Annotated in this window: 20 protein-coding genes; 9 read left to right on the forward strand and 11 right to left on the reverse strand. The window is 73.0% G+C overall.

Going from position 1 to position 20148, the window contains the following annotated elements; all coding sequences use genetic code 11:
- Positions 1–12 precede the first annotated feature (12 nt).
- The 7 genes from ACIHAR_RS17105 to ACIHAR_RS17135 form a co-directional block, all read right to left on the reverse strand.
- Positions 13–681 carry an ABC transporter permease gene (locus tag ACIHAR_RS17105; RefSeq protein ID WP_365463283.1) on the reverse strand — a complete coding sequence of 223 codons (669 nt, stop codon included), beginning with the start codon at positions 679–681 and terminating at the stop codon, positions 13–15.
- Positions 678–1367 (reverse strand): ABC transporter permease subunit, encoded by a 690-nt coding sequence (locus ACIHAR_RS17110; protein ID WP_365463280.1) that lies wholly within the window; start codon positions 1365–1367, stop codon positions 678–680. Before ACIHAR_RS17110 ends, ACIHAR_RS17105 begins: the two co-directional genes overlap by 4 nt.
- The gene (locus ACIHAR_RS17115) at positions 1364–2494 is read right to left on the reverse strand and encodes an ABC transporter ATP-binding protein (protein WP_365463349.1); all 1131 of its coding nucleotides are present in this window, start codon (positions 2492–2494) and stop codon (positions 1364–1366) included. The genes ACIHAR_RS17110 and ACIHAR_RS17115 overlap by 4 nt, the downstream gene beginning before the upstream one ends.
- 135 nt (positions 2495–2629) lie before the next feature.
- Positions 2630–3028, reverse strand: coding sequence for a hypothetical protein (locus ACIHAR_RS17120; RefSeq protein ID WP_400020102.1), 399 nt, complete (start codon positions 3026–3028; stop codon positions 2630–2632).
- A 510-nt stretch (positions 3029–3538) separates the two neighbouring features.
- Positions 3539–4258, reverse strand: coding sequence for an FAD:protein FMN transferase (locus ACIHAR_RS17125; protein WP_400020104.1), 720 nt, complete (start codon positions 4256–4258; stop codon positions 3539–3541).
- 22 nt (positions 4259–4280) lie between these two features.
- Positions 4281–4982 (reverse strand): FMN-binding protein, encoded by a 702-nt coding sequence (locus tag ACIHAR_RS17130; protein WP_400020106.1) that lies wholly within the window; start codon positions 4980–4982, stop codon positions 4281–4283.
- Between the two features lie 19 nt (positions 4983–5001).
- Entirely contained in the window at positions 5002–6339 is a 1338-nt protein-coding gene (locus ACIHAR_RS17135; RefSeq protein ID WP_400020108.1) for a ferric reductase-like transmembrane domain-containing protein, read from the reverse strand.
- A 152-nt stretch (positions 6340–6491) separates the two neighbouring features.
- Between ACIHAR_RS17135 and ACIHAR_RS17140 the strand changes: the two genes are divergently transcribed.
- The 4 genes from ACIHAR_RS17140 (at position 6492) to ACIHAR_RS17155 (ending at position 11637) form a co-directional block, all read left to right on the forward strand.
- Complete coding sequence (locus ACIHAR_RS17140; protein ID WP_365463265.1) at positions 6492–7181, forward strand: response regulator transcription factor; 690 nt, start codon at positions 6492–6494, stop codon at positions 7179–7181.
- On the forward strand, positions 7178–8626 hold the full coding sequence (locus ACIHAR_RS17145; RefSeq protein WP_400020111.1) for an ATP-binding protein: 1449 nt from the start codon (positions 7178–7180) through the stop codon (positions 8624–8626). Before ACIHAR_RS17140 ends, ACIHAR_RS17145 begins: the two co-directional genes overlap by 4 nt.
- Positions 8627–9315: 689 nt before the next feature.
- Positions 9316–10386: a serine hydrolase gene (locus ACIHAR_RS17150; RefSeq protein ID WP_365463259.1), complete on the forward strand. Its 1071-nt coding sequence runs from the start codon at positions 9316–9318 to the stop codon at positions 10384–10386.
- A gap of 222 nt (positions 10387–10608) precedes the next feature.
- Complete coding sequence (locus ACIHAR_RS17155) at positions 10609–11637, forward strand: YbhN family protein (RefSeq protein ID WP_400020113.1); 1029 nt, start codon at positions 10609–10611, stop codon at positions 11635–11637.
- A gap of 21 nt (positions 11638–11658) precedes the next feature.
- On the opposite strand, the gene msrB is transcribed toward ACIHAR_RS17155, so the two are convergent.
- The 4 genes from msrB to ACIHAR_RS17175 all read right to left on the reverse strand — a co-directional run bounded on the left by msrB (position 11659) and on the right by ACIHAR_RS17175 (position 15155).
- The gene (gene msrB, locus ACIHAR_RS17160) at positions 11659–12066 is read right to left on the reverse strand and encodes a peptide-methionine (R)-S-oxide reductase MsrB (protein ID WP_365463253.1); all 408 of its coding nucleotides are present in this window, start codon (positions 12064–12066) and stop codon (positions 11659–11661) included.
- A gap of 22 nt (positions 12067–12088) precedes the next feature.
- Positions 12089–13477: a UDP-N-acetylmuramate--L-alanine ligase gene (murC, locus tag ACIHAR_RS17165; protein WP_400020115.1), complete on the reverse strand. Its 1389-nt coding sequence runs from the start codon at positions 13475–13477 to the stop codon at positions 12089–12091.
- Positions 13478–13641: 164 nt separating this feature from the next.
- A complete protein-coding gene (locus tag ACIHAR_RS17170; RefSeq protein ID WP_400020117.1) occupies positions 13642–14115 on the reverse strand; it encodes an indole-3-glycerol phosphate synthase in 474 nt (157 codons plus the stop codon).
- Between the two features lie 221 nt (positions 14116–14336).
- Complete coding sequence (locus ACIHAR_RS17175) at positions 14337–15155, reverse strand: pyrimidine reductase family protein (protein ID WP_365463244.1); 819 nt, start codon at positions 15153–15155, stop codon at positions 14337–14339.
- Between the two features lie 37 nt (positions 15156–15192).
- Here ACIHAR_RS17175 and zapE point away from each other — a divergent pair, with 37 nt between their 5' ends.
- The 5 genes from zapE to ACIHAR_RS17200 all read left to right on the forward strand — a co-directional run bounded on the left by zapE (position 15193) and on the right by ACIHAR_RS17200 (position 20090).
- Complete coding sequence (gene zapE / locus ACIHAR_RS17180; RefSeq protein ID WP_365463241.1) at positions 15193–16299, forward strand: cell division protein ZapE; 1107 nt, start codon at positions 15193–15195, stop codon at positions 16297–16299.
- Between the two features lie 184 nt (positions 16300–16483).
- Positions 16484–16891: a hypothetical protein gene (locus ACIHAR_RS17185; protein ID WP_365463238.1), complete on the forward strand. Its 408-nt coding sequence runs from the start codon at positions 16484–16486 to the stop codon at positions 16889–16891.
- 84 nt (positions 16892–16975) lie between these two features.
- Positions 16976–17557, forward strand: coding sequence for a carbonic anhydrase (locus ACIHAR_RS17190; RefSeq protein ID WP_400020120.1), 582 nt, complete (start codon positions 16976–16978; stop codon positions 17555–17557).
- 8 nt (positions 17558–17565) lie between these two features.
- Complete coding sequence (locus ACIHAR_RS17195) at positions 17566–19047, forward strand: SulP family inorganic anion transporter (protein ID WP_365463232.1); 1482 nt, start codon at positions 17566–17568, stop codon at positions 19045–19047.
- A gap of 107 nt (positions 19048–19154) precedes the next feature.
- On the forward strand, positions 19155–20090 hold the full coding sequence (locus ACIHAR_RS17200) for an SPFH domain-containing protein (protein ID WP_400020123.1): 936 nt from the start codon (positions 19155–19157) through the stop codon (positions 20088–20090).
- Positions 20091–20148 lie beyond the last annotated feature (58 nt).

Genomic DNA, 20148 nt, shown 5'->3' on the forward strand with positions numbered 1-20148 from the left:
GCCGACGCGCCGTCAGGTGCTCCTGCGCACCCCCGGCGACACGGCCACCCTGGTCACCGCCCAGAAGACCGCGAGCGTCGCGAGGGCCATGAGGGCGACCAGGGTGGCGCCGCCGACGACCTTCTCGTAGTCGCGCTGGTAGAGCCCGTCGACGATGTAGCGGCCGAGGCCGCCCAGGCTGACGTAGGCGGCGATGGTGGCGGTGGAGACGATCTGGATGGCCGCCGAGCGCAGTCCGCCGAGGATCAGCGGCAGGGCGACGGGCAGTTCGACGCGCAGCAGGATGCCGGTCTCGCGCATGCCCATGCCGCGGGCGGCGTCCACCGGGGAAGGGTCGACGGAGCGGACGGCCTCGTAGGTCGTCACCAGGATGGGCGGGACGGCGAGGACGACGAGCGGGATCATCACCGGCAGCATCCCGAATCCGAGCAGCATGGTCATCAGCACCAGCAGGCCGAAGGTGGGCAGGGCCCGTCCGGCGGTGGCGATCAGGGAGAGGACGTTCCCGCCACGCCCGTAGTGGCCGGTGACCAGGCCGACGGGCAGCCCGATGACGGCGGCCAGGGCGAGCGCCTGCAGGGTGTACCGGACGTGCTCCCCCACCCGGGTGGGGATGCCGTTGTAGCCGTGCCAGTGGGCGCCGTCGCTGAAGAAGGCGTTGACGAAGTGGAGTACGTTCACCGGGCTGCGTCCTTCAGGGCGGCGGGCTCGGGCCTCTCACGGCGTGTGCCGCTCGGCATCCAGGGGGTCAGCAGGACGCGTACGCCGACCAGGAGGGCGTCGGCGAGGATCGCCAGGACGCCCATGGTGATCACGGCGTTCCACGCGAGTTCCGGGCGGTTGTAGATGGTCGCGTCGTGGAGGAGGTTGCCGAGGGCGCCCTGGTTGCCGATGAGGGTGCCGACGCTGACGAGGGAGATGCTCGACACGGTCGCCACGCGCAGTCCGGCGATGATCGCGGGTACCGCGATCGGCAACTGCACCTGGACGTAGCGCCGTACGGGTCCGAAGCCCATGGCGGTCGCGGCGGCCAGGGTCTCCTGGGGCACCGCGCGCACACCGTCGACGATCGCCGGGACGAGCACCACCAGGCTGTAGACGGTGAGCGGGATCATCACGGTCAGCTCGGTCTGGCCGGTGTAGTCGATCAGCACGACGAAGAAGGCCAGCGAGGGGATCGCGTACAGCACGGTCGTCACCCACAGCACGGGCGGGTACAGCCAGCGCAGCCGCACGCACAGCTGGCCGAGCGGCAGCGCGAGCAGCAGGCCCGCCAGCACCGGCAGCAGGGCCTCGCGCAGGTGCAGTCCGATCAGGCCGAGCCAGCTGTGCTGGAGGTCGCTCGGGATGTCGAAGAAGCCGTTCATCGGGCGGCCTTGGCGTCCGTGCGGCCTTCCGCGTGGGCGCCGCGGATCGCCTCGGCGATGGCCTGCTGGGAGACGACCCCGGCCGCCCGTCCCTCGGCGTCCACGGCGACGGCCCAGCCGGTGGGCGAGAGCACGGCGCAGTCGAGCGCGGCCCGCAGCGAGTCCGTACCGGCCGTGAAGGGCCGCCCGTACGGCAGGAGCCGGCCGGCGTCGATGCTCCCGGCGGTCAGGTCGCGCGGCTCGCCCCAGCCGAGGGGCTTGCCCGCGACGTCGGTGACGAGGAGGTAGGGGACGTCGGCCGCCGCACGGGCGGCGATCTTCTCGGCGCTCGCGTCGATCGCGACGACGGGCGCGGTGAGCAGGTCGAGGCCGGCGGAGGAGAAGAAGGACAGCCGCCGGATGCCGCGGTCGGCGCCGAGGAAGTCCTCGACGAACGCGTCGGCGGGGTCGGAGAGCAGCTCGGCGGGCGACGCGAACTGGGCGAGCCGGCCGCCCGTGCGCAGCACGGCGACCATCGTGCCGAGCTTGACGGCCTCGTCGATGTCGTGGGTGACGAAGACGATCGTCTTGCCCAACTCGTCCTGAATGCGCAGCAGTTCGTCCTGCAGTCCCTTGCGCACGACGGGGTCGACGGCCGAGAAGGGCTCGTCCATCAGCAGCACCGGCGGGTCGGCGGCGAGCGCCCGCGCCACGCCGACGCGCTGCTGCTGCCCGCCGGAGAGCTGGTAGGGGTAGCGCCCCGCGAGTGAGGCGTCGAGACCGACGCGTTCCATCAACTCGCGGGCCCTGGCGCGGGAGCGGTCCTTGCTCCAGCCGAGCAGCCGGGGCACGGTGGCGATGTTGTCGACGATCGTACGGTGCTGGAAGAGCCCGGCGTTCTGGATGACGTACCCCATGGACCGGCGCAGGGTGTTGACCGGCTGCTGCTGGATGTCCTTGCCGTCGAGGAGGATCCTGCCCTCGCTGGGCTCGACCATCCGGTTGATCATGCGCAGGGTCGTCGTCTTGCCGCATCCCGAGGGGCCGACGAGGACGGTGATCGAACGGTCCGGGATCTCGAGGGAGAGCCGGTCGACCGCCACGGTGCCGTCCGGGTACCGCTTGGTGACTGAATCTATCCGTATCAAAACGCCGAACACCCTCCGGGTCTGGCAATTTCCGCCCGCTTCCGGCCACATGAGTTCGGGCCGATGCGGTGCGGGCCGTTGCGGGGAGAGTCTAGACCGCTTGTGTCGCGGGGGTTTTGACGGCCGAGGGCTCGTTCACCAGATCAGAAGCCCTCCGCCGATCCGCCGGGCGTAGCGCGCGCTCGCCTCGATGCCGTCCAGTCGTCGCGCGATGTGGCCGGCGTGGTACTCGGCCGTCCGGTCGGGTGGGCATGTCTCCCGGGCGAGGACCACCAAGTGGTCCCGGACGAGGGCGATTTCGGTCAGAAAGGCGGGGATCTCGTCGGGGGCGACCACATCGCCGTGGTGAACGCCGACCAGGGCCGGGAGGAACCGCGCCCCGATCCGGCGGATCGACCGCGAACCCCAGACCGAGGTCCGCCACGACTCCGGCCCGGCGAGGTCCATGCCGTCGGGCCGGCCGTCCCGCTCCCCGGCCAGGATGTCGATCTCGCCGTCCTCCCGCACGAGGAAGACCTCGCTGCTCAGACTCATGGCCGCAGTCGACCACGCCCGCCCGCTCCCGGTCGAAGCGATTTCCGCACGGACGCCCGGCGGGCGGCCCTCCTCCCCCGGGGCGGCTGGTCCGTCCTCCACGACCTGACGTCCGCCCTCGCGGAAGGCGCCTTTCACCCGTACTGCGTCACCGCCATGGCCCCGTGCGTCGCGGCCCTCGCCGGTATCGGTGCCGTGACACTGCACCGGGCCTTCCGGGAGGGCTCGGCGGCGAGGCGGCGATGGAGGCTCCCGTCCGAAAGGAGGCGGGCCGGCGGTTCCACGGGCGGTCCGCCTTCCGCGTCCCGCCGGACGGACGGCCGCCGAGCCGACGGCCCGTCCGGCGCTCGGGGCGGAGGCCCGTTCAGGGCCGGCAGCGGGGGCCCGGGGCCGGCAGGCCCCGGGAGCGGGACGGGAAGGGGCGGCGGGGGCGAGGGTACGTCCAGGCGACCACGGCCGCGCTCCACCCGAGCACCCACACGGCCACCCACAGCACCCCCACCCCGGTGCTCACGCGGCCCCCGCCCCCGACACGGCCGGCGGGAACCCCGCGGTCCGCAGGACACGCCGCCCCGCGTCCACGGCGTACACCTCGCACCCCGCCCGTCCGGCCGCCCACGCGATCCCGTCCGCCCCCATCGCGAAGGCGGCCGTCGCGACGGCATCCGCCTCCGTCAGGGTCGCGGCGACGACGGTCACGCTCAGCAGTCCGGTCGCAGGAGCCCCCGTGCGCCCGTCGATGATGTGGTCGCCGCGCTCGTAGCGCGCGGAGGTCGCGACCGCCCCGTCGGTCAGCTCCAGCACCGTGCAGAGCTTGTCGGCGACCTCGGGGTGCCGTACACCCACCCGCCACGGACCGCCGCCGACGGCGACGTCGCCCCCGGCGTTGAGGCAGAACCGGCGCGCCCCGGCGTCCCTGAGCAGCTCCGCCGCCCGCTGCACCGACCAGCCCTTCACGATCGCGCAGGGGTCGAGGCCCCGCCCGGGCAGCCGGGCGTCGAAGGCGCCGCCGGTCGCGACCCGGTACCGCTCGCAGAGGTCGAGGACCTCGACCAGGTCGGCGCTGAGCTGATCGGCCGCCAGCTCACCCCGGCCGTACCGGGAGACCTCGCTGCCGGGCTTGAACGGGCTGAACCGCTCGTCGACCTCGCGCAGCCACGCGAACACGGCGTCCCCGGCCGCACCGGTGACGCCGGCGTCGTCGACCCGCAGCGAGACCGGGAACCCCATGACGTGTTCGACGCGGTGCACCTCAGGCGGCCGTCGCGTCGATGGCGGCCTGGAGGGACTCCCGGTAGCCGTCACTCGTGATCGTCGCCCCGGACACCGTGTCGACGTCCGCGCTCTGCGCCTCCAGCGTCTCCGCGATCAGCTCCGGCACGGCCGCCGTCGTCTGCGGGTGGTCCGGCTGCCTCAGCATCCGCACCGCGGTGATCGTGCCGCCGTCGAAGGTGACCTCGACCTGCACGTCGCCCTTCTCGGTGCTCACCGTGGTGCCCGCGACGACCTGGGAGGCGGCGGACGCGGAGGCGGACGGGGAGGCCGCGGCGGCCGCCGCCTGCTCGTCGATGGCGGCCTGGAGGGACTCCCGGTAGCCGTCACTCGTGATCGTCGCCCCGGACACCGTGTCGACGTCCGCGCTCTGCGCCTCCAGCGTCTCCGCGATCAGCTCCGGCACGGCCGCCGTCGTCTGCGGGTGGTCCGGCTGCCTCAGCATCCGCACCGCGGTGATCGTGCCGCCGTCGAAGGTGACCTCGACCTGCACGTCCCCCTTGTCGGTGGAGACGACCGTGCCCTTGACGACGGTGGAGCCGGACGAAGAGCCGGTCGAGGAGGTGGACGGCGTCGACGCGGGCGCCGCGGCCTCCGTCGTCGTCCCCGTGGACGGCTCGTAGCGCCAGACCGGGATGAGGCCCGCGACGGACAGGACCAGGACAGGCAGTGCTCGCTTCACGTTGTCTTCCTCGTCTCCGTCATCCCGCCAGGCTGAAGCGCTCGAAGTGGATCTGCTGTTTGGGTACGCCCAGCGCGCGCAGGCTGCCCAGCACCGCGTTCATCATCGGCGGCGGACCGCACAGGAACACGTCACGGTCGGTGATGTCCGGGACCAGCCGGGCCAGCTCGGCCGGGGCCAGCCTGTCGGGGACGGGCGGGCCGGTCACCAGGTGCAGCTCGGCGCCCTTGGCGTGGGCGAGGTCGCGCAGCTCGTCGTAGAGGACCGCGTCCCGGTCCGTGCCGACCCGGTAGATGACGACCGCGTGGCCGTGCAGCTCCTCCAGCAGGGCGCGGATGGGGGTGACGCCGACACCGCCGGCGACCAGGACGGCCTCCGGGCGGGTGCGGTGCATCGCGGTGAAGGCTCCGTAGGGGCCCTCGGCGAAGACGCGGGTGCCGGGCTTGATGTGGCGCAGGCCGGCCGAGCCGTCGCCGGCGGCCTTGGCGGTCAGGCGCAGGGTGCGACCGTCGGGCGCGGCCGACAGGGAGAACGGGTTGGCCTGCCACCAGCGGTCCTTGGTGAGGAACCGCCACAGGAAGAACTGGCCCGCCCGGGCGGGCAGCCGGTCCAGGTCACGGCCGGTGACGTACACGGAGACGACGTTGTCGGACTCGGGGACGACCGCCTGGACGCGCAGGCGGTGGCGCTGGTTCCGCCACAGCGGCAGCACCAGCCGGCCGGCGAACACCGCGCCGAGGGCGACGGCCCACAGGGTGTACCAGTAGCTCTTCGCGGCGGACGAGGAGGTGAAGGTCGTGCCGGCGGCGACCTGGTGGGTGAAGGCCAGCACCACGGCGACGTACGTGTACAGGTGGACGAAGTGCCAGGTCTCGTAGGCGAGCCGGCGGCGGGCCCAGCGGGCGGAGACGGCGCCGACGACCAGGATGATCACCGTCGCGACGACCGCGCGGAGGACGCCCTCGACGGTCTCGGCGAGGTCGACGAGCTGGCTGACCGGGTCCATCGAAGAGGACTCGGCGTAGCCGAGGGTGATGAACACGACATGCCCGACCAGGGTCCACAGCAGGAGGAAGCCGGTCCAGCGGTGCCAGTTGGTGAGCCGGTCCATGCCGATGCGGCGGTCCAGCCAGGGCAGCCGGGCGACCAGCAGCAGCTGGAAGGCCATCAGCAGGGCGGCGTACAGGCCGGCGAAGCGGCCCAGCACGACCAGGGCGTTGGAGGCGAAACCCGCCTGAACGGCGAAGAGGGTCACGACGGCCGCGTTCGCGGCCAGCACGGCGTACAGGCCGGTGCGGGCCACTACTTTGGGACGTATCGCCGTGGGGGGTACGGGAGGCGACTGGACGGTCGTCACGGACGGAAACTCCTTGATCGGGTCCTCAGGACACCGAGCTTGGCCGTACGGAGCTGTCGAAATCCTGTCGTACAACTTTCAAGAGCATATCGATGTGTCCGTGAGGGCACCGGGGCCCTCCCGCCGGGGGGCGCGTGCCGCACTATGAGCGGGTGGAAAAAGTACGACTCCTCGTGGTGGACGACGACCCGCCGATCGCCGATCTCGTGGCGACGGTCGCCCGCTACGAAGGCTGGGACGCGGTCACCGCGAACTCGGGCGAGGAGGCGCTGCGCCGCGCCGCCGAGTTCCAGCCGGACATCGTGGTGCTCGACCTGATGCTGCCCGACGTCGACGGCTTCGGCGTGCTGGACCGGCTGCGCCGCTCCGGGGCGATGGTGCCGGTGGTGTTCCTCACCGCCCGCGACGGGGTGGCCGACCGGGTCGCGGGGCTGACCCGGGGTGGTGACGACTACCTGGTGAAACCGTTCGCGGTGGAGGAGCTGATGGCCCGGCTGCGGACCGTGCTGCGGCGCAGCGCGGGCCCCGCCTTCCAGCGGTCGGTCCTGCGGGTGGGCGACCTGACCATGGACGAGGACACCCGTGAGGTGCGGCGCGGCGAGAGCCTGCTGACGCTCACCCCCACCGAGTACGAGGTGCTGCGCTACCTGATGCGCAAGTCACCGACCGTGCTCACCAAGGCGCAGATCCTGGACCACGTGTGGGAGTACGGCTTCGGCGGCCGCTCCAACGTCGTGGAACTGGTCGTCAGCCGGCTGCGCCGCAAGCTGGACGCGACGGGCCGGCCGCTGATCCACACCGTGCGCGGGTTCGGGTACGTGATCCGGCAGGCGCCCGAGTGATCGGGCGGCTGCGGCGGACGTACCGCGGGATGCGGCTCGGGACCCGGCTGGCGCTGGGTCTCGGGGTGCTGTCGCTGGTGGTGTTCGCCGTCGTCGGCACGGCCCTGACGACGTACATGCGGGACTACCTGTCGTCCCAGCTCGACACGCAGCTCGCACAGGCCCAGATCGCCCAGTCCAAGAGCATCGCGGACTACGGCACGCTCTCGGGCAAGAAGTACTACAGCTGGTTCTACGCCGTGTACGACGTGTCGGACGGCACGGCCGATCTCCGCAGGCCGGAGGACCCCGCCGACCTGCCCGCGGACGTCGACGACTTCACCGACCTGGCCCGGGCGCAGACCACCGCGCACACGGAGCTGCTGCGCACCGAGCACCTCAAGGGCGCGGGTGAGTACCGGCTGCGCGCCTGCGAGGTCGAACCCGGTGTGGTCCTGGTCAGCGCCGCGCCCATGGACGGCATCGAGGACACCGTGGGTCAGCTGATCACGGTCCAGGTCGTCGCCTTCGGGCTGGCGCTGCTGGCCCTCGTGGTGTCGGGGCGGGGGATGCTGCGGCGCGGCCTGAAACCGCTGAGCGACATGGCGCGCACCGCACGCGGCATCACCTCGCACGACCTGACCGACTCGGGACGGCTGCCGGTGCGACACGACGGGCGCGGCGGCGGGCCCGAGGTCGAGGAGCTGCGCACCGCGTTCAACACGATGCTGGAGCACATCGACGCGTCCCTCGCGGTGCGGGCGGAGGCGGAGCAGCGCCTGCGCCGCTTCGTGGCGGACGCCTCGCACGAGCTCCGCACCCCCCTGATGTCCGTCCGCGGCTACGCCGACCTCTTCCAGTACGCGGCCGCCAACGCGCCCGAGGAACGCGACAGGCACCTGGCGCGGCTGCGCGCCGAGGCGGCCCGCATGGGCTTCCTCCTCGACGACCTGCTGCTGCTCGCCCGCCTGGACGCGGCGGAGGTCGAGACGCCGCTGCGGAAGGCGGACACGGACCTGGTGGAGCTGGTCGAGCAGGCGGCCGACGCGTTCCGCGCGAGCCACGCCGGCCATCCGCTGACGGTGGCGCCCGGTCCGGCGTCGGTACGGCTGCGGGCGGACCCGCAGCGCATCCGGCAGGTCGTGGACAACCTCCTCACCAACGCCGCCGTCCACACCCCGGCCGGCACCCCGGTGTCCGTCGCGCTGTCGGTCACCGCGCACACGGCGGCCGTGCGCGTCGCCGACGAGGGGCCCGGGATCCCGCCCGGCGACCGGCAGCGGGTCTTCGACCGTTTCTACCGCGTCGACAAGGCCCGCAGCCGCGACCGCGGCGGCAGCGGCCTCGGCCTGGCCGTGGCCCGCTCCCTGGTCGAGGCCCACGGCGGCACCCTCGCCCTGGACGCCACCCCGGCACCGACAATCTTCACCCTGACCCTGCCCCTGCCCCGGGACGGGAGCGGGTGACCGACCGAGGCCGCGGGCCGGAGACGGGTGACCGACCGAGGCCGCGGGCCGGAGGCGGGTGACCGACCGAGGCCGGGCCGGAGACGGGTGACCGACCGCGGCCGCGATCCCGGAACGGACGACCGGCCAAGGCCGCGAGCCCGGAACGGGTCACAGGCCGAGGCGGTGGCCGCGAGGCCCGGAGTTCGCCGCGATGCCGCCGACCAGACGCACCCGGACCGGCATCGCGCCGGTGGTACCGAGCCCGGCAGTACGGCCACTCCGCCAGGGCGTGCCGGCCGGGGCCGGGTGACCGGCCGCGAGCGCGAGCGCGGGTGTGACGTTCGCCCGAGCCGCACCGATCGGGGCCCCGAGCGGGCACCGCCCCGGTGGACGGACCCGACGGTACGACCACTCCCCCAGAGCGGCACCGGGCCGGGGCCGGGTGACCGGCCGAGACCGAAGCCGCAGCCGCATGGCCCCGAGCTCGCCTCGGCCGCACCGACCAGGCACCCCCGGACCGGCACCGCACCGGCGAACCGGGCCCGGTGGTACGGCCACTCCGCCAGGGCGGTACCGGACCGCCGCCGGGTGACCGGCCGAAGCCGGGGTCGCGTGACCCGGCGGTACGGCCACTCCGCCAGACCGCCGCGACGTGCCCGCGTGCCGTGGACCTTTGAGCCGTTCGGGCCGCGGGTACGGTCCCGTCCGTGCCTTATGTACTGGAGAACGCCTTCACCGCCGCCGACCCCTGGAAGGGCGTCGACGCCGACGCGCTGACCCGGGCGGTGCGGGCGCAGGCGCAGCGCCCCATACCCGGGATCGAGGACATGGGGGCCTACCTGGCCGCCCAGGTGTCCGACGCCTCCCACCGTGACGTGATCGGCCCTCTCCTCGACGGCGGCGGCGCGAGCGGAGTCGTCGTCCGGCGCGGCACGGTCCTCGCCTCGTGGGGCGACCCGACGCGGGTGGAGATGGCGTACAGCGCGACGAAGAGCGTGCTGTCGCTGGTCGCCGGCATCGCCCACGACGACGGCCTGCTGCGGCTGGACGAGCCGGTGTCCGCCTCGGTCGACCTGCCGCAGCTCGCCGGCGCCCACGGACGGGCCGTCACCTGGCGGCACCTGCTGGACCAGACGAGCCAGTGGGTGGGCACCCTGTGGTCCAAGCGCACCTCCGCCGACGTCCGGAGCACCCGCGAGGGCACCGGGTCCCGCGGCGGCCCGCCCGGCACGGGCTGGGCCTACGACGACGTCCGGGTGAACCTCACCGCCCTTGCCCTGACGGTGCTGACCGCCCGCCCGCTGCCCGAGCTGCTCCGCGAACGCGTGATGGCCCCCATCGAAGCCTCCACCTCCTGGTCCTGGCACGGTTACGACACCTCGTACGCGGAGGTGGCAGGCGTCCGCCTCCCTGTGGTGTCCGGCGGGGCGCACTGGGGCGGCGGCCTGTGGATCAGCGCCCTGGACCTGGCCCGCATCGGCCAGCTGTGCCTGCGCGGCGGCGCCTGGAACGGCAAGGAGGTGATCTCGGCCCGCTGGGTCGAGGAGCTGTGGACGCCGTGCCGGGTGAAGCCGGAGTACGGCCTGTCCTGGTGGCTCAACGACACCCGCGCGGTCTGGCCCACGGCCCCCGCCACCGGCCGGTGCGCCCGCGGCAGCGGCGGCGCCCACCTGTTGTGGGTGGATCCGGCGCGTGATCTGGTGATCAGCTCGCGGTGGGGGGCGGAGCCGGACCGGCTGCTGCGCGAGGTGTCGGGGGCGGTGGCGGAGGCGGCCTGAGGCCGAGGGGGCGCCGGCGCGGGCGGGATGAGCGGCGGGGCGTCTGGGCAGAACTCTCACAGCCCCACCGCACCGCAGTCGCCCCTCCGCCCGCACACCGTCGGCTCCCGGACACCGCACCTCACACCGGAGGGGAACCTCTCCCCCGTTCCCTCCCCCGCCCAGGGGCCGATCCGTCACCCCGCCGCGCCGCGGAGGTGACGCGGAAGGACGACGTGCGCCGTGTCCCTGCTGCCGCTCGACGGTCCCGCCGCCCCGCACGCCCACGCGGACGACCGCCACCCCGGGACCTCCCCGGCCGCCCCCGAACGCCGCCCCCTCGCCGCCCCCGTCCGCCGTGCGCTGAGCCTGTGCCCGCTCCTGCTGCTCGGGATCTGGGCGGCGATCGACTGGCACGCCGTGCGCGACGGCACCGCCCGCCTGGCCACCGCCGACCCCTGGTGGCTGCTGGCCGGGCTCGTGTTCACGGGCCTCGGCTGGGTCGCCGCCGCCTGCGTCCGCCAGGGCGCGATCCCCGACCGGCTGCCCAAGGGCCTGCTGCTCGCCTCTCAGGTCGCCGCCGGCGCGGCGAACCACCTGCTGCCCGCGAGCATCGGCGCCCACGCGGTCACCGTCCGCTTCCTGCAGCGCCAGGGTGTCCCGCTCCCCCGGGCGACGGCGTCGATCGCCCTGTACTCCCTGGTCAGAGCCCTGGCGAAGACACCGTTGCTGCTGGTCTTCGTGCTGGCCACGCCGGCCGCCATGCCGCCCGCGGACATCCTCCCGGAGGGACGGACGTTGCTGCTGGCCGTCGCCGGCCTGCTCCTCGTCCCCGCGGTGGCGGCCCTCCTGCCGACCCTGATCCGCCCGCTGCGCCGACCGGCCCTGAACTTCGTCCGTACGGCCCTCACCGACGCGCGCCACCTGCACACACGCCCGAGCCGGTTTCTGCCCCTGTGGTGCGGGGCGGCCGCGGCCCCGCTGCTCCAGGCCTGCGTGGTCGCCTCGGTCGGCACGGCGCTCGGCGTCCCGCTGTCCTGGCCCCAACTGGTCTTCGCGTTCCTCGCCGCGAGCACCGCGGCGGGCGCCGTCCCGGCCCCGGGCGGCATGGGCCCGATCGACGCGGCCCTGATCCTCACCCTGGCCGGTTACGGCGCCCCCCTCTCCCTGGCCACCGCCACGGTCATCGGCTACCGCGTCCTGACCGTGTGGCTGCCGCTGCTGCCCGGGATGCTGGTGCTGTCGGCGCTGGTGCAGCGGAAGGTGCTGTGAAGGGGGGCCGTGCGCGCGGCGTCAGCCCTCGTCGGGCGTCAGCCGCAGCGAGATGCTGTTGATGCAGTACCGCTGGTCCGTCGGGGTGGGGTACCCCTCGCCCTCGAAGACGTGGCCCAGGTGCGAGCCGCACCGTGCGCACCGCACCTCGGTGCGCACCATTCCGTGCGAGCGGTCCTCGATCAGCTCCACCGCGTCGCTGTCCTTCGGGTCGAAGAAGGACGGCCAGCCGCAGTGGGAATCGAACTTGGTGTCGGAGGTGAACAGTTCCGCGCCGCAGGCCCGGCAGGAGTAGACGCCCTCGGTCTTCGTGTCGGTGTACTCACCGGTGAAGGCGGGCTCCGTCGCGGCCTGGCGCAGCACGGCGTACTCGGCCGGGGTCAGCTCGGTCCGCCACTGCTCGTCGGGCTTTTCGACGTCGTACGACATGAGGGCCAACCCCTTACTTCGGTTACTTCTGTGCGAGACGGTCCAGGATCCGCGGGCCGAGGTCGGTGACGTCGCCCGCGCCCATGGTGAGAACCAGATCGCCGGGCCCGGTCATTCCCGCGATGACCGAGGGCACCTCGTCCTTGTCGTGCAGCGGCGTCACCTCCGCGCCCGCCGCGCGGGCCGCGTCGATGATCAGCTCGCTGGTGACGCCCGGGATCGGGTCCTCGCGGGCCGGGTAGATGTCGAGGACGACCGAGGCGTCCGCCAGGGCCAGCGACTGCCCCATCTCCTTGCCCAGCTCCTGCGTCCGGGAGAACAGGTGTGGCTGGAAGACGACCAGGATGCGGGCGTCGCCCACCGCGGCGCGCATGGCCTCCAGGTCCGCCGTCATCTCCGTGGGGTGGTGCGCGTAGGAGTCGACGACCTGGACGCCCGCCTGCTCGCCCTTCAGCTGCAGGCGTCGCTTGACACCGGTGTAGGCGGCCAGGGCGGGGGCCAGTTCGTCGGCCGGGATCCCGAGGGCCGCGCCCGCGGCCAGGGCGGCGACGGCGTTGTGCGCGTAGTGGCGGCCGGGCACGGAGACCGTGAAGGTGAGCTCCCGCCCGTCCAGAACCACGGTGACCAGGCTCTTCAGCCCCTGCGCCTCGACGGCCAGCACCCGCACGTCGGCGTCCTCGGCCTCGCCGTACGTCACCACCCGCACGCCCTCGACGCGCCGGGTCAGCTCGCGCGCGCCCTCGTGGTCGGCGGAGATCACCAGCTTGCCGCCGGGCACGATCTTGCCGGCGAACGTCTCGAAGGACTCGTAGATCTCGTCCATGGAGGCGTAGTTGGCGTGGTGGTCGAGCTCCACGTTGAGGACGATGGCGACCTCGGGCGCGTACTTGTGGAAGCTGCGGTCCGACTCGTCGGCCTCGGCGACGAAGATCTCGCCGTCACCGTGCAGCGCGTTGGAGCCGGGTGCGTCGAGGTCGCCGCCGATCGCGTACGAGGGGTTCAGGCCGAGCTCGCTCAGCGACACCGCCAGCATGGAGGTCGTGGTGGTCTTGCCGTGCGTACCGGCGACCGCGATCGGCCGCAGTCCGTCCATCAGCCGGGCGAGGGCGTCCGAGCGGTGGACGACCGGGATGCCCAGCTCCGCCGCCCGGGCCAGCTCGGGGTTGTCGGCCCGGATCGCCGACGACACCACGACACAGCTGGCGTCGTCGGCCAGATGCCCGGCGTCGTGCCCGATGTGCACGGTCGCCCCCAGGGCCCGCAACGCCTCGGCGGTCCCGGACTCCTTGGCGTCGCTGCCGGCCACCTTGGCCCCGCGCTGGGCCAGGATCTTGGCGATCCCGGACATTCCGGCCCCACCGATGCCGATGAAGTGCGGTCGGTCCATGGCGGGAGGGAGGCCGGGTGCCATGCGAGTTCTCCAAGCGTGCGCTGCTGACGGGTGAGTCCGCCCCAGCCTATTGGGTCAGGCCCGCCGCCATGCCCGAGGGGCGCGGGGCGGCGTCCCCGCGCGGCTCCGCCGGGTGGGCGCGCCCGGCCCCGACGGTCCCGCACCCGGCGACGCGCCGCGCCCCCTCACGCCTTGCTGTGCGAGAACAGTTTCAGGACCGGCACCCCCACCGTGTGCCGGGCCCGGGAGGCCCAGTCCCGGTGGAAGAACTCCTCCACGTAGTGCGGATCGGTCAGCACGATCACCTCGTCGGCCCCCACCTCGTCGACGACCGTCTTGAGCGCGTCCAGCGGATGGTCCTCGATCAGCCGCCCCTCGGCCGCGCTGCCCGCGTTGCGCAACGCCGTGAGGGACACCTCCAGCGCTCTCTCGCCCACGCTCTTCGCCTCGTCCCCCTCGGGCGTCTCCCCCTCGCGCACGGCCTCGTCGAGCTCGCCGAGGGCGATGTCGTCGATGGCGCGCAGCAACCGGTCGGCCTGTTCGCCGCGCGGCTGGAGCAGCACGTGGAAGGAGACCGGCTCGTCCCCGTGCAAGGTGGTGACGAACTCCACGTCGGCGGACGTCAGGGCCTTTTCGATCATCAAAACACTGTTGAACACCGGCGCCCCATTCTCTTCGAGGACCCCCGCGGCCCTCAGTCCTCCGTGGGCCGTGCCCGGCCCCGCGGAACCCATCCTCCCCCGCACTCGCACGGGGTCGGCGGTCCTAGTCTGCCCACCCGGAGTTAACCGGAACGGCATATTCCGCCGCATTCGGGACTCAGGGCGCTGTGCCCGGATGCCCCCGAAACGGCGGATCACACCTGTCTTTTTCCGTCACATCAGCCCCTGCTGTAGCGCCCGTACAGGAACCCGTCCTCCTCCAGGAGGGACACCAGTGCGAAGCGGTGCGGGACCGCGACCACCGGGCCGCCCGCGATCCGCTGCGCGTCCCCCGCGGTGAGCAGCGGCGAGACGGTCAGGCACAGCTCGTCCAGCACCTCGTCGGCCACGAGCTGGCCCAGCAGCCGCGGCCCGCCCTCGGTCAGCAGCCGGGTGTGCCCGAGGTCGGCGAGGGCCCGTACGGCCCGCGCGGGGTCCACGCCCGTGCCGTCACCGGCGATCACCACCCGGGCGCCGGCCTTCTCCGCGGTCGCGACCCGGTCGGGGGCGGCCGCGGCGCCGGTCAGGATCAGGGTGGGGACCAGCGGCGAGGTGAACAGCGGGAGCGAGAAGTCCAGGTCCAGGCTCGCGGAGACGATGGCGATCGCCGGGGCGGGCCCCTGTCCGGCCGCCTCCCGCCGCGCGGCGAACTCCGCACGCGCGCGTGCGGGCCGGTACCCCTCCTGCCGTACCGTTTCGGCACCGACGAGCACCACGTCGGCGAGCCCCCGCAGGGTGCCGAAGATCCGCATGTCGGTGGCGTTGGAGATGGGCTGGGAGCGCCCCTCGTGCTGGGCCGCCCCGTCGAGCGTGGTGACCATGTTGGCCCGCAGCCAGGGCGTGGGCTCCCCCGGCCCGGTGTCCGGATAGGCGTAGGCCTCGGCGATCTCGTCGAGGCTCCACTCACGGGCCTCCGGCGCCCCGCCCTCCTCACCCCCGCCCGGGCCCGGGGAGGCCGTCGCCGCTGTCTGGTCGGTCACAGGGAACAGGCGTCGCATACCTCGCAGTCTGGCACGGCGCTTAGCATGGGTAACCGTGTCGTCCTCCCATTCCGTCCCCGGCCTCGCCCCGACAGCCGACGCGGCCCCCGTCTCCCTCTGCGCCCGCGAGCCGCGCGTGCCCGCGGACCGGCTGGTCGCCGAGATGGTGCCGCCGCCGCGCTTCGACTCGGTCCGCTTCAGCACCTACATCCCGGATCCCCACCAGCCCAGCCAGACCGAGGCGGTCGGGGTCCTGGAGGGCTTCGCTGCGGGGCTGGGAGGGGCACATGCCGTCGGCGGCGCCAAACGGGGTCTCTTCGGCCTCGGCAGGGCGAAGGCGCCGAAGGCCCCCGCCGGCCCCCGCGGCGTCTACCTCGACGGCGGCTACGGCGTCGGCAAGACCCACCTGCTCGCCTCCCTGTGGCACGCCACCCCGGCCGAGCCGGCGCTCAAGGCGTTCGGCACCTTCGTGGAGCTGACCAACCTGGTCGGTGCCCTCGGCTTCCAGCAGACGGTCCGGACCCTGTCCGGCCACCGTCTGCTGTGCATCGACGAGTTCGAGCTGGACGACCCGGGCGACACCGTCCTCGTGTCGACGCTGCTCGGCAAGCTGGTCGACGCGGGTGTCGCGCTCGCCGCCACCTCCAACACGCTGCCGGGCAAGCTCGGCGAGGGCCGGTTCGCGGCGGCCGACTTCCTGCGCGAGATCCAGGGCCTGTCCGCGCACTTCCGCACCCTGCGCATCGACGGGGAGGACTACCGCCACCGCGGCCTGCCCGAGGCGCCGGCGCCGTACTCCGACGAACAGGTGACGAAGGCCGCGTACGCCACCGAGGGAGCCTCCCTCGACGACTTCCCGCACCTGCTGGAGCACCTCGCCAAGGTGCACCCCAGCCGCTACGGCGCCCTGACCGACGACCTGCGGGCGGTCTGCCTCACCGACGTGCAGCCGGTGCCCGACCAGTCGACCGCCTTGCGCCTGGTCGTCCTCGCCGACCGGCTCTACGACCGCGAGGTCCCGGTCCTGGCCTCCGGGCTCCCCTTCGACCGGCTGTTCAGCGCGGAGATGCTGAACGGCGGCTACCGCAAGAAGTACTTCCGGGCGATCTCCCGGCTCACCGCGCTGGCCCGCGACGCCCAGCGGCTCGTCGAGCACCCCTGAACGATCACCACCACCCGGGGCAAGAGCCAGATCGCGCCATTCGACCCCCGCTTTTGAGGCGCACTTCATCTCGCAACGCCGAGTTAACCCTGCAAACAACTTTGCAGGGTTAACGTGTTTCTTGACCAGCCGTTGACCAACCGTTGGTCCGGACTAGAGGTGCGATCTGCGGGGAGGGAGGCGCATGTTCCGAGGTGTGACGGCCCGGACCGTGGTGTCGATCCTCGCCGCCGTCCTGCTGGCCCTCCCGTTCTTCGCACCCACGTCCTCCTTCGCACGCGCGCACACGGCCCGTCAGGCCGAGGCCAAGGCGCAGCCCGGAATCAAACCCTCCGGCACGTCACTGCGTGACGAGACCGTCACGTCCCGCACGTGCGACCGGTCCGGGGCGCCCGGCGACCCCTTCCGCACCCGCGACCGCAACCGCGCCGCCCTGACGGCCGATTCGGCGCCCCAGGAGCGCGAACGCGCCGTCCCGGCGCCGGATCCCGCGGCCACCCACCCTCTCGGCGGGCCGGCCGCGCTCCACCACCGCTCGTCGAGATCCTCGACGAGCCACTCTCCGGCGGCACTTCAGGTCTTCCGCTGCTGAGAGTGCAGAGCAGAACAGCAGTTCCCCCACCTGTCCTGCCCGTCCGACGCGCCCCCACGGCGCGCCAGGAGGAGTCACCACGTCATGCAGCCCCTCATCGACAACGCCCGTGCCTTCGGACAGCGCCCTGAGGAGTTCGCCAGACTCGCCGAAGGCCAGTCCCCCCAGGTCCTCTTCATCACCTGCTCCGACTCGCGGGTCGTTCCCGCCCTGATCACGGGCGCCCGCCCCGGCGAGCTCTTCGAGCTGCGCACCGCGGGCAACATCGTCCCCCCGTACGTCTCGCAGCTCCCCACCGGCGAGGCCGCCACCATCGAGTACGCCGTGGAGGTGCTCGGCGTCCGGGACGTCGTCGTCTGCGGCCACTCCCACTGCGGCGCCGTCGGCGCGCTGGTGCGCGGCGACGACCTCGAAGCAGTGCCCGCGGTACGGGACTGGCTCGCGCACGCCGCGGACCAGCCCGCGGCCGCCGATCCCGACGACCCGACCGTCATGCGGGCGGTGCAGAACCACGTCCTCGCCCAGATCCTGCGGCTGCGCTCCTACCCGTGCGTGGAGAAGCGGCTCGCGGACGGCCGGCTGCGGGTGCGCGGCTGGTACTACGAGGTGCACACCGGTGCCGTGCGCGAACACCGCGTGGACACCGACTCCTTCGAGGCCCTGTGAGCGCCGCGATGACCCGGCGGAACACCCAGGGGATATCGAGGTTCCCCCATCTCAGGCAGGACTTCACCGCCTCGCTCGTCGTCTTCCTGGTCGCGCTCCCGCTGTGCGTGGGCGTGGCCGTGGCCTCCGGCGTGCCGGCCGAGCTCGGGCTCGTCACCGGCATCGTCGGCGGCATCGTCACCGGTCTGATGCGCGGCAGCAGCCTGCAGGTCTCCGGTCCGGCGGCCGGCCTGACCGTGCTCGTCTTCGAGGCGGTGCAGGAGTTCGGGCTGCCCGCGCTCGGCGTGATCGTGCTCGCCACCGGCGTGCTGCAGATCACGATGGGCCTTCTGCGGCTGGGGCGCTACTTCCGGGCCATCTCGGTCTCCGTCGTCGAGGGCATGCTGGCCGGAATCGGACTGGTGCTGATCGCCGGTCAGCTGTACTCGGTGGTCGGCGCCGAGGCTCCGGACTCGGGGCTCGCGAAGATAGCCGGGCTGCCGGAGGCGCTCGTGGACGCGTTCCGGGACACCGGCGCGCTGGCCTCCCTCGGGCTCGGGGCGGGCACTGTCGCGGTGCTGGTGCTGTGGAAGCGGATGCCGGCGAAGGTGCGCACCGTCCCCGGCCCGCTCGCGGCGGTCGGCCTGGCGACCCTGGCCGCCGTCGTCTTCTCGATGCCCGTGGCCACCGTGGAGGTGCAGGGGCTGCTCGGCTCGATCCAGCCGCCGCCCCTGGATTCCTTCGGGGAGCTGGCGGGCTTCGGCCTGCTGGGCACGGTCGTCGCCTTCACCCTGATCGCCTCCGCCGAGTCGCTGTTCAGCGCGGCGGCGGTGGACCGGCTGCACGACGGGCCGCGCACAGAGTACGACAAGGAGCTGGTCGCGCAGGGCGCGGGCAACACCGTCTGCGGTGTGCTCGGCGCGCTGCCGATGACCGCGGTGATCGTGCGCAGCGCGGCCAACGTCCAGGCGGGCGCCCGCACCAAGGCGTCCCGGGTGATGCACGGCGTCTGGCTGCTGCTGTTCGCGGCCCTGCTGCCGAGCGTGCTGGCGTACATACCCCTGCCGGCCCTCGCGGGCGTACTGGTGCACGCCGGCGCCAAGCTCGTGCCGGTCCGCGCGCTGGCGGCACTGTGGCGCGAGCACCGCGGCGAGGCGGTGATCCTCGTGGCCACGGCCGTGTCGATCGTCGCGGTCAGCATGTTCGAGGGCGTGCTGATCGGCCTCGCGCTCGCCGTCGTCAAGACGGCCTGGGAGGCCTCGCACGTCCGGCTGGAGGTCGTCGACAAGGGCGCCGGACCCGTCCAGGCGTACCTGTCGGGCAACGCGACCTTCCTGAGGCTGCCGAAGATCCTCGACAGCCTCGAGGCCCTGCCGCAGGACCGCCCGGTCGAGCTGGACCTCTCCGGGCTGCACCACCTCGACCACGCGTGCCGCACGGCACTGGAGACGTGGGCCGAGCGGCACAGCGCGGTCGGGACCGAGCCGGTGAGGTTGACGACGGCCGCCTGACCGCCGTACTCGCCACCCGTGGCCGGGTCCGGGGCATGGCCCTGGACCCGGCCACGACATATCGTTGCAGGAACAGACATTACGGACCTCTGGTGGAGGAGGTCGTCATGCTCGAGGCACTGCTGACGGCGGCCGTGGCGGTCGGTGCTGGAGGACTCACGTATCTCGCGGCGGCCGCGCGGGTGGTCAAGCAGTACGAGCGCGGGGTGGTCTTCCGGCTCGGACGGGTCCTCGGCGACGTCCGGAAACCGGGCTTCACCACGGTGATCCCGGTGGTCGACCACATGCGCAAGGTCAACCTGCAGATCGTGACGATGCCGGTGCCCGCCCAGGAGGGCATCACCCGCGACAACGTGACCGTACGGGTCGACGCGGTCGTCTACTTCCGGGTGGTGGAACCGACGGCGGCGATCGTCAACGTCGAGGACTACCGCTTCGCCGTCTCCCAGATGGCCCAGACCTCGCTGCGGTCGATCATCGGCAAGAGCGAGCTGGACGACCTGCTGTCGAACCGGGAGAAGCTCAACGAGGGCCTGGAGTTGATGATCGACAGCCCGGCGGTCGGCTGGGGTGTGCAGATCGACCGGGTCGAGATCAAGGACGTGTCCCTGCCGGACACGATGAAGCGCTCGATGGCCCGCCAGGCCGAGGCGGACCGTGAGCGGCGGGCCCGGGTCATCAACGCGGACGCCGAGCTCCAGGCGTCCAGGAAGCTGGCCGAGGCGGCGCAGCAGATGGCCGACACCCCTTCCGCGCTCCAACTGCGGCTCCTTCAGACGGTGATGGCGGTGGCGGCGGAGAAGAACTCCACGCTGGTGCTGCCCATCCCGGTGGAACTGCTGCGCTTCCTGGAGAGGCCCCAGCAGCCTTTGCACGGACCGGAATCGGCACCGCAGGTCCATTCCCGGCCGGAGCAGGCCCCGCGGGACGGGCAGCCCTTGGCGCAGCCACGGCCGCTCGACCAGATGCCGCCGCAGACACCGTCACCGGCCCAGACGGCGTCGCAGCCCCAGTCGGCGTCACCGGCTCATACGCCGTCGTAGTTCCAGCCGGCGTCACCGGCTCGGACGCCGTCGTAGCTCCAGCCGGCGTCACCAGCTC

The organism is Streptomyces sp. NPDC052016 (assembly GCF_044548445.1).
In the GTDB taxonomy this organism is placed as follows: Bacteria; Actinomycetota; Actinomycetes; order Streptomycetales; family Streptomycetaceae; genus Streptomyces.

Bases quoted from the DNA above. Each gene is read 5' to 3' on its own strand.
- ACIHAR_RS17110 (WP_365463280.1), bottom strand. From the start codon at position 1,367: ATGAACGGCTTCTTCGACATCCCGAGCGACCTCCAGCACAGCTGGCTC.
- ACIHAR_RS17120 (WP_400020102.1), bottom strand. From the start codon at position 3,028: ATGAGTCTGAGCAGCGAGGTCTTCCTCGTGCGGGAGGACGGCGAGATC.
- ACIHAR_RS17125 (WP_400020104.1), bottom strand. From the start codon at position 4,258: ATGGGGTTCCCGGTCTCGCTGCGGGTCGACGACGCCGGCGTCACCGGT.
- msrB (WP_365463253.1), bottom strand. From the start codon at position 12,066: ATGTCGTACGACGTCGAAAAGCCCGACGAGCAGTGGCGGACCGAGCTG.
- murC (WP_400020115.1), bottom strand. From the start codon at position 13,477: ATGGCACCCGGCCTCCCTCCCGCCATGGACCGACCGCACTTCATCGGC.
- ACIHAR_RS17175 (WP_365463244.1), bottom strand. From the start codon at position 15,155: ATGCGACGCCTGTTCCCTGTGACCGACCAGACAGCGGCGACGGCCTCC.
- ACIHAR_RS17185 (WP_365463238.1), top strand. From the start codon at position 16,484: ATGTTCCGAGGTGTGACGGCCCGGACCGTGGTGTCGATCCTCGCCGCC.
- ACIHAR_RS17190 (WP_400020120.1), top strand. From the start codon at position 16,976: ATGCAGCCCCTCATCGACAACGCCCGTGCCTTCGGACAGCGCCCTGAG.
- ACIHAR_RS17195 (WP_365463232.1), top strand. From the start codon at position 17,566: ATGACCCGGCGGAACACCCAGGGGATATCGAGGTTCCCCCATCTCAGG.
- ACIHAR_RS17200 (WP_400020123.1), top strand. From the start codon at position 19,155: ATGCTCGAGGCACTGCTGACGGCGGCCGTGGCGGTCGGTGCTGGAGGA.